Genomic DNA, 7,013 nt, shown 5'->3' on the forward strand with positions numbered 1-7,013 from the left:
TAAACCGGTAGTATAGGATCGCCCCGAGTGCCTTGACGCCGTCCCAAGCTCTGATTTTTTTCCCTTCGGCGTATGTCCGTCCGCAATACGAAACCGGGACCTCATAAATCCGCGCTCCCCATTGTGCGAGGCGGCAAGTAAGCTCGGGCTCAATCGTGAACGTTCGGGCAGTCAGTCGCAATTGCTTGAGTACGTCTGTGCGAATGGCCTTGTAGCCGGTCTCCATGTCGGTCAGAGTCAAGTCGTTAACCATGTTGGAAACCAGCGTGAGAAATTTGTTAACCAGGGCGTGCCAGAAGAAGTGCACCCGACGGGTATGCCCGACGAACCGCGAGCCAAACACGGCATCGGCCTGGCCCTTGAGAATTGGTTCAAGAAGAGCCTGAAAATCCTGGGGATCATACTCGAAATCAGCATCCTGAATGATGGCGACGTCACCGGAGAGATGAGAGATGGCTGTGCGAATGGCCGCCCCTTTTCCCGTATTTGTGCGATGGCGAATCACTTTGATCCGCGAATCCTGTTCGGCCAATCGCAGAGCCAGCTCATATGATCCATCTGTGGAGCCATCATCGACGATGACGACTTCCGTGGCAAGAGAAACTGGAGCCGCCAGCACCCGGCGAACCACTTCTGCAAGCGTCCACCTCTCGTTGTATACCGGGATCAAGACCGAGAGCTTCCGAAATGCCACCGTCTCTGAGGATTTGCGCTCCATCGCGCCGAGTGTCCCCGGCACCTGCGGAGAAAGGCTTCTCGCGAATCCCTCGCTCTCGCGGCTGGGCCTTTCTGCCTGGTTATCGCAACAAACAGACGGCGAGCCTTCCGGTCTTAAAATGCCCGACATAGCCATAGGGAATCCTTTCCCTGAGGAGGACAAATCCAGTCAAAGTCGTGCCGATTTTTAATATAGCCACACCGCTTGCTTGTCGAAAACATCAATTTTGTCACCCGCGGCACTGCCCGCGCGGCGGGGTCAACATTTCGGCAATTTGGAAACAAAAAAGCGGCGATCGATCGCCGGACTGGGAAGGAAAGATACCCACCGATGAACGGATGGGCTGAGTCTCGAGAAACCCAGCTCACCAGTCTTTGCCACAAGGCCTCACCAGCAACGTATCAAAGTTTCACAATCCCACCGTCTCCGTTGAACGACTGTCCAGATCGCCGAAGTTTCGTCGCGTCTCGGAACGGTCTTTTTGTCCCACCGGATTAGTCAATGCGGCTTTCCAGGTACCGCGGTAGTTGATGGAAGTCCTCCTCGGGACGAATGAGACGCTCCCTTGCCCGCAATTTGCCGGTCTGCATGAGCTCCTCAAATCGCGGATAGAGCAACTGCAATTGGCCGCTGACCGAGACCATGACACCGTCCAGCTTCCGCTCAACCAGAGCGCGGTACGCACCCACCCCGAGCTGGCTACCGAGGATGATGTCAAACGCCGTGGGACGATGGCAACGGACTTCATATCCGAACTGCAAACTGTTGATCTTTTTCTTTTTCTTGCCGGTCCGTTCCACGTAAAGATCGTTAACCAGTCGCGCGATCCGGCCCGTGAATTTGATCTGAGATACGGGGAAATGTCCGAACGGGTCAGGCTCCAGTTGGGCGAACTCCTCTTCCGAAACGCACTTGCGAAGATCCTCCAGCGGGAAGTATTCGCCCATCCCTTCCGCGAAGACGACCACGCCGTAAGATTTACCTTCTTTTTCCCGCGCAATAATCGTGTCGACGACGCGGTTGGCCATGGCTTTAAGGTCGATGACTTCCCGCATTTGGGGCTTCCCCGTTTCGGGATCGATCACCTTTTGACCTGTTTTTGGGTTGATCGTCTCTTCTGTGGTCCACCATTCGGGAGGGATATCTTCCAAACTAATAATGAGGGACGCTTCCCCGGCGATCCCCGCACCGTACGCCAGCCAGCCCGCCTTCCGTCCCATGACCTGAACGAAGAAGTACGCCCCGGCCGCCCGGGCATCGGCCAGCAGATTGCGGACCTGGGTGGCCAGCATATCCACCGCGGTGAAATATCCGAATGTGAAGTCAATCCCCTCGTAGTCGTTGTCAATGGTCTTCGGAAGATGCACGACCGCAATTCTCCGTCCCAAGTTGGGATGCCGATCCTGGAAGAGTTTGAACTTCGCTGCGGTGGTCAGGGTATCGTCCCCCCCAATGGAGATGAGGGCATCCACGCCAAGCGACGAGAGCGCCTCATGGACCGTCTTGAGCGGCGCTGTTTTCGCCGGGTCGTCCAGGTCTTCGTACGTATGGACGCCTTTTCCGGGATTTGCCCGCGCTGTGCCGATGATAATCCCCTGCTGACTTCGCACCAGTTCGAGGTCCTCATGCCGCAGGCGAAGGTAGTGTTTTCCCTCCTGAAGGGGTTTGTCGGGCGTGTATTCCATCAGATATGTGTAGCCCTGGCGGATACCCAGCACTTCAATCCCCATCCTGGAAAACGCGATCGCGGCACTGGCGATCACGGCATTGGCAGCGGGTGCCGGCCCGCCAGAAAACAAGATGGCCACACGTTTGATTGGCGATTCTACTTTGACCGGACTTTTCAAGGCCTGACTCATACCCAATTCACCTCTTTGTCACGAAACCGAACGACTCTCCATTCCCCGAATAACGATGGTCCCTCACGGAAAGTCCTACACAGACCAGAATCCGCCCCGTCGAGCGCTCCGCCCGTTTGCCCTACTTTAATACGCTTGTCTCGACGACCGGTTTTCCCGCGATGACGTGCAGTACTGTGCCGCCGCACGCGGCGCTATTTTTTGCCCCCCTCTTGCTGGCTTGGCAAGAATGTTCGTTCGACGAAGGTGGTGTCTGCCCGGGCATCGACAAACGTGGGATGCGAGAGGATGGCCTTGCTCAGCTCGACTGTTGTTTTAATCCCCTCGATCCGCAACTCCTCCAGTGCCCGTCTCATTGCCGCAATCGCCTCGGCTCGCGTAGGCCGGTGGACAATCAGTTTTCCGATCATGGAATCATAATGGGGTGACACAACATATCCCGGATAAACATGGGAATCGAAGCGGACACCTGGTCCTCCCGGCACAAACATCCGTTCGATGCGTCCCGGGGACGGCCGAAAGCCCCGGTCGGGATCTTCCGCATTGATGCGGCATTCGATGGCCACCCCACGGTGCTCCACGTCTTCCTGTTTGAACGGCAATGGCTCTCCCGCAGCAACCTTGATCTGCAGCTTGATGAGATCCAGACCGGTCACCATCTCCGTAACCGGATGTTCCACCTGAATACGGGCGTTAACCTCGATGAAATAGAAGTTGAAATGCCGATCCACCAGAAACTCCACTGTACCGGCGTTGTAATAATTCGCGGCCCTGAGCAGTTTGACGGCTGCCTCACAGATCGCCTGACGCACTTCCTGAGGGAGATTGGGAGCCGGGCTTTCCTCAATCAGCTTCTGATGACGGCGCTGAATCGTGCAGTCACGCTCCCAGAGGTGGACGACATTGCCATGGTGGTCGCCGATAGCCTGAACCTCCACGTGCCGCGGGTGCTCAATATATTTTTCCAGATAGACGGCACCGTTTCCGAAGGCGGCTTCGGCTTCCTGCTGCGCCTGCTGAAGCGCAGACTTCAGGGAATGTTCATTCACCGCAATGCGCATTCCTTTGCCACCCCCTCCAGCCGCCGCCTTGATGAGAACCGGATAACCGATCTCCCGGGCGACACGAAGAGCTTCCGCCTCCGTCTCTATCGTGCCGTCGCTTCCCGGGACCACCGGCACCCCTACTTTCTTGGCCAGAGCCCGCGCTGCGTTTTTGTCCCCCAGCAGGGCCATGGCCTCATGGGGAGGCCCAATGAACTCGATCTGGCAACTGCGGCAAACTTCCGCAAAATGGGCATTCTCGGAGAGAAACCCGTATCCGGGATGAATCGCCTGGGCATTGCCGATCTCGGCGGCGCTGATCACCCGATCGTACCGGAGATAACTTTCTGAAGCTTTGGCCGGTCCGATGCAGTACGCCTCGTCCGCGAGCTCCAAGTAAGCCGATCCTCGATCTGCTTCGCTGAAAACCGCTACCGTTTCGATGCCCATCTCTCGACAGGCTCGCAGCACCCGAAGGGCGATCTCTCCTCGATTGGCAATCAGAATCCGTTTGAACATAAGCGATTATGCGTGTGAGGCGGTGGCAGACTTCTTCGCGAGAACGCCGAGCGACACGGTTAACCAGCCCCTCCTTCAGCCTTGCGTATCCACTTTGAAGAGCGGCTGGCCATACTCCACCGGCTCGCCATTTTCTACCAGGACGGCCACAATTTTTCCGGAAATTTCTGCCGGTAGCTCGTTGAAGACCTTCATGGCCTCCACAATACCCACAATCGTTTCCGGATTGACGTGGTCCCCTACTTTGACGTACGGGGGAGAATCTGGGTCCGGTGATGCATAAAAGGTCCCGACCATCGGGCTGCGGATGTAGGTGATGTTTTCCTCCTTGGGGGGAGGGAGAGTCTCACTCTCCCGCGCTGGCGGTTGCGAAGGAGCCGGGGGCTGTACCGTCGTCGCCGGCACGGAAGGCGCAACTCCAGGTGGAAGCGACGGCACCCAAACCGGCACCGGAGCAGCCGCAGGGGGCGCAACTGCTTCTGGCCCCCGACGGAGACGAATTCGCCTTTCCCCGGAGCGCAAATCAATCTCGCTGAGATCGTGGGTCCGCATCAGCTCAATCAGTTCCCGGACCCGTCCCACATCAAACACATCCGGCTGGGGCGGCTCTTGTTTGTGCGTTTCGGGAGCGTCTGAACCCATAGGCGAGTGTGCTTCTATAACTGGAAGTTAACTTTCTTGGATTTCCGCAAAGACCTGTCGAGTTGTGTCAGACTGTAATAACCTCGTCCAAATCTTTAGGAAGGCTGGTGAGGACTTCGTGTCCATCGCGGGTGACCAGAACATCGTCCTCGAGCCGAACCCCACCCCAGTTGGGGATATAGATGCCCGGTTCGACTGTCACCACCATTCCCGGCCGCAGAACGGTTCGCACCTTCGGTCCCAGGCGGGGAAGTTCGTGGATTTCAAGCCCCACCCCGTGTCCCAGACCGTGCCCAAAGAGGCGGCCAAATCCTGCCTCTTCAATCACTCGCCGAGCGGCGCGGTCCACATCCTCCGCCGTCACCCCCGGCCGGATAGCATCAATCGCCGCTTTTTGGGCCTTGAGAACGGTGTTGTAGACTCTTGCGAACTTTGGGGCGATTCTACCAGTTGGGATGACGCGGGTCAAGTCGCTCTTGTACCATCCTTCATCAGCACCCCAATCTACCAGAACGAATACATCTTCTCTAATTTTCTTCGACGTCGGTATCACGTGGGGAAGGGCTGCCCGAGGTCCAACTCCAACAATCGTGGGGAATGCCGACTTCCTCGCCCCGAGAAGCCGCATATGGTGGTCGAGCAAGTCTGCCACCTCTTTTTCCGACTGGTCAGGACGAAGAGTCGCGTGAACAGCTAGGAAGGCCCGTTGGGCGATTGCCACGGCCGCGCGAATTCTTTGCAGTTCTTCCCGGTCTTTGATTGCCCGCTGCTCTTCGATCCAGTTCTCTGTTTTGGCAAATTCCGCGCCGGTGACCGCATCCTGAAGTTTGTCAAACGAGACCACTGAAAGGGAGCCGCCCTCCACGCCGACTGTGCTAAGTTTTGCCTTTTTGATGAGTCGCGCCGCGGCCTGGACAAGGGACACGCCCTGCGGGCGGATGTAGGCGTCCAATCCCGGGCACTCCTCGCGAATTTGCTCGGTGAAACGCGAGTCGCTAATCAGGATCGCGTGATCCTGCGTCAGCAGCAGATAGCTGTCCTCGCCGCTAAAACCGGTCAGATAGGTAACGTTTTCGGGCTTACTTACTAGAAAGCCCACTAGGTGCTCGCGCTTCATGCGACGACGTAGTTTGTCGCGCCGCTGGTTGAAATAAGCTGGATCGCTGTGCGTTGCCATGCTTTGTTCTCCGATGAGTCTGGGAGCGTATTGGCGTTAAATTACGAGATTGCTTTAGCCAAGGCAAGTGCGACATCCTGCTCAGCCACTTTTCGGCCGCGTACCGTGGAGGAGCAACAGTTTTGATGGAAGATGCTCACGGTGGTCTCGCCTGGCACTCAGGGTCAGGAATAACCCCCTTTTTGCAGGCAGTGGAAAATTTCCTTGACCCGCCGCGAGGGACCGTGTCCACACCCGCTTCTCGCGTGAAGCGTCGGCCGTTTCTCAGACGCCGGTGCGCCCTCACAGCTTTTCCGGAGGAGGCACCACGAATGGCTCGCGGTACTCGCGCGTGAGGAGACGATCGGCATCCGGGTTGTCGATGAACTTCTCGTGCTCAGCATCAATCGCCAGGCGAGGCCCCAAGGTGAGCGGTTCTTTTTGCAGGTCGATGCCGTTTTCTTTCAGATGGGCCTCAATGGCGTTCAGAGTGGCCACGCAGTCTTCATTGACCTGAAGCGGTTCCAGGGCAGCCACCAATTCGCTATGACCCGCTTGGTGACCGAGGAGATAAGAAATATTGGCCAGATGCGTGAGAGCCGTGGAGATATGTGTCTCCTCAACATCAGCATTAAGCATATCCTGACGTCCTGCTTTCACAGCTTCCACAAAATTGGCAAAATGATCGCCACCAGAGCTTGGGAGCTTCTCCTTGGGATTTCCCGCTCGATCGTAGAGCACCACGTTGGCACCCAGGTCACATGCGATGTAACCTTCTTCACCCGCGATCAGCACCGCACCATTGAGGAATGGCCTATCCGTTTTGTGGTTGCGGACTTCCTGAACGAGCGTCAATCCATTCCCCAAATCGTGGACGGCCACCTGAGTGTTGGGGGTTTCCCCGGCGTCGTGGAAGCCAAGTCGCCCGCCATAACTGACCACCCACTGCCCGAGAGTGTAAAACGGCACAAGAATCCTCGCGGTGTCTACACAGTGGATGCAGTTATTCCCGATCTCACCATTGCCGTAGTTCCAGAACCAATAAATGGATCGAAAACTACATCATTCGGATTAGT

6 protein-coding genes are annotated in these 7,013 nt (G+C 56.9%); all 6 read right to left on the reverse strand.

Going from position 1 to position 7,013, the window contains the following annotated elements:
* A partial coding sequence (locus tag ABJK56_RS20745) for a glycosyltransferase family 2 protein (RefSeq protein ID WP_347246600.1) occupies nucleotides 1-847 on the reverse strand: 847 nt, incomplete at its 3' end.
* A 365-nt stretch (nucleotides 848-1,212) separates the two neighbouring features.
* Complete coding sequence (locus tag ABJK56_RS20750; protein ID WP_347246601.1) at nucleotides 1,213-2,577, reverse strand: 6-phosphofructokinase; 1,365 nt, start codon at nucleotides 2,575-2,577, stop codon at nucleotides 1,213-1,215.
* A 194-nt stretch (nucleotides 2,578-2,771) separates the two neighbouring features.
* Nucleotides 2,772-4,139: an acetyl-CoA carboxylase biotin carboxylase subunit gene (gene accC / locus ABJK56_RS20755; RefSeq protein ID WP_347246602.1), complete on the reverse strand. Its 1,368-nt coding sequence runs from the start codon at nucleotides 4,137-4,139 to the stop codon at nucleotides 2,772-2,774.
* 75 nt (nucleotides 4,140-4,214) lie between these two features.
* Nucleotides 4,215-4,781 carry an acetyl-CoA carboxylase biotin carboxyl carrier protein gene (gene accB / locus ABJK56_RS20760; RefSeq protein ID WP_347246603.1) on the reverse strand — a complete coding sequence of 189 codons (567 nt, stop codon included), beginning with the start codon at nucleotides 4,779-4,781 and terminating at the stop codon, nucleotides 4,215-4,217.
* Between the two features lie 67 nt (nucleotides 4,782-4,848).
* The gene (locus ABJK56_RS20765; protein ID WP_347246605.1) at nucleotides 4,849-5,958 is read right to left on the reverse strand and encodes a Xaa-Pro peptidase family protein; all 1,110 of its coding nucleotides are present in this window, start codon (nucleotides 5,956-5,958) and stop codon (nucleotides 4,849-4,851) included.
* A 282-nt stretch (nucleotides 5,959-6,240) separates the two neighbouring features.
* On the reverse strand, nucleotides 6,241-6,906 hold the full coding sequence (locus ABJK56_RS20770; protein WP_347246606.1) for a hypothetical protein: 666 nt from the start codon (nucleotides 6,904-6,906) through the stop codon (nucleotides 6,241-6,243).
* Nucleotides 6,907-7,013 lie beyond the last annotated feature (107 nt).

Source organism: Thermogutta sp. (assembly GCF_039793925.1).
GTDB lineage: Bacteria > Planctomycetota > Planctomycetia > Pirellulales > Thermoguttaceae > Thermogutta.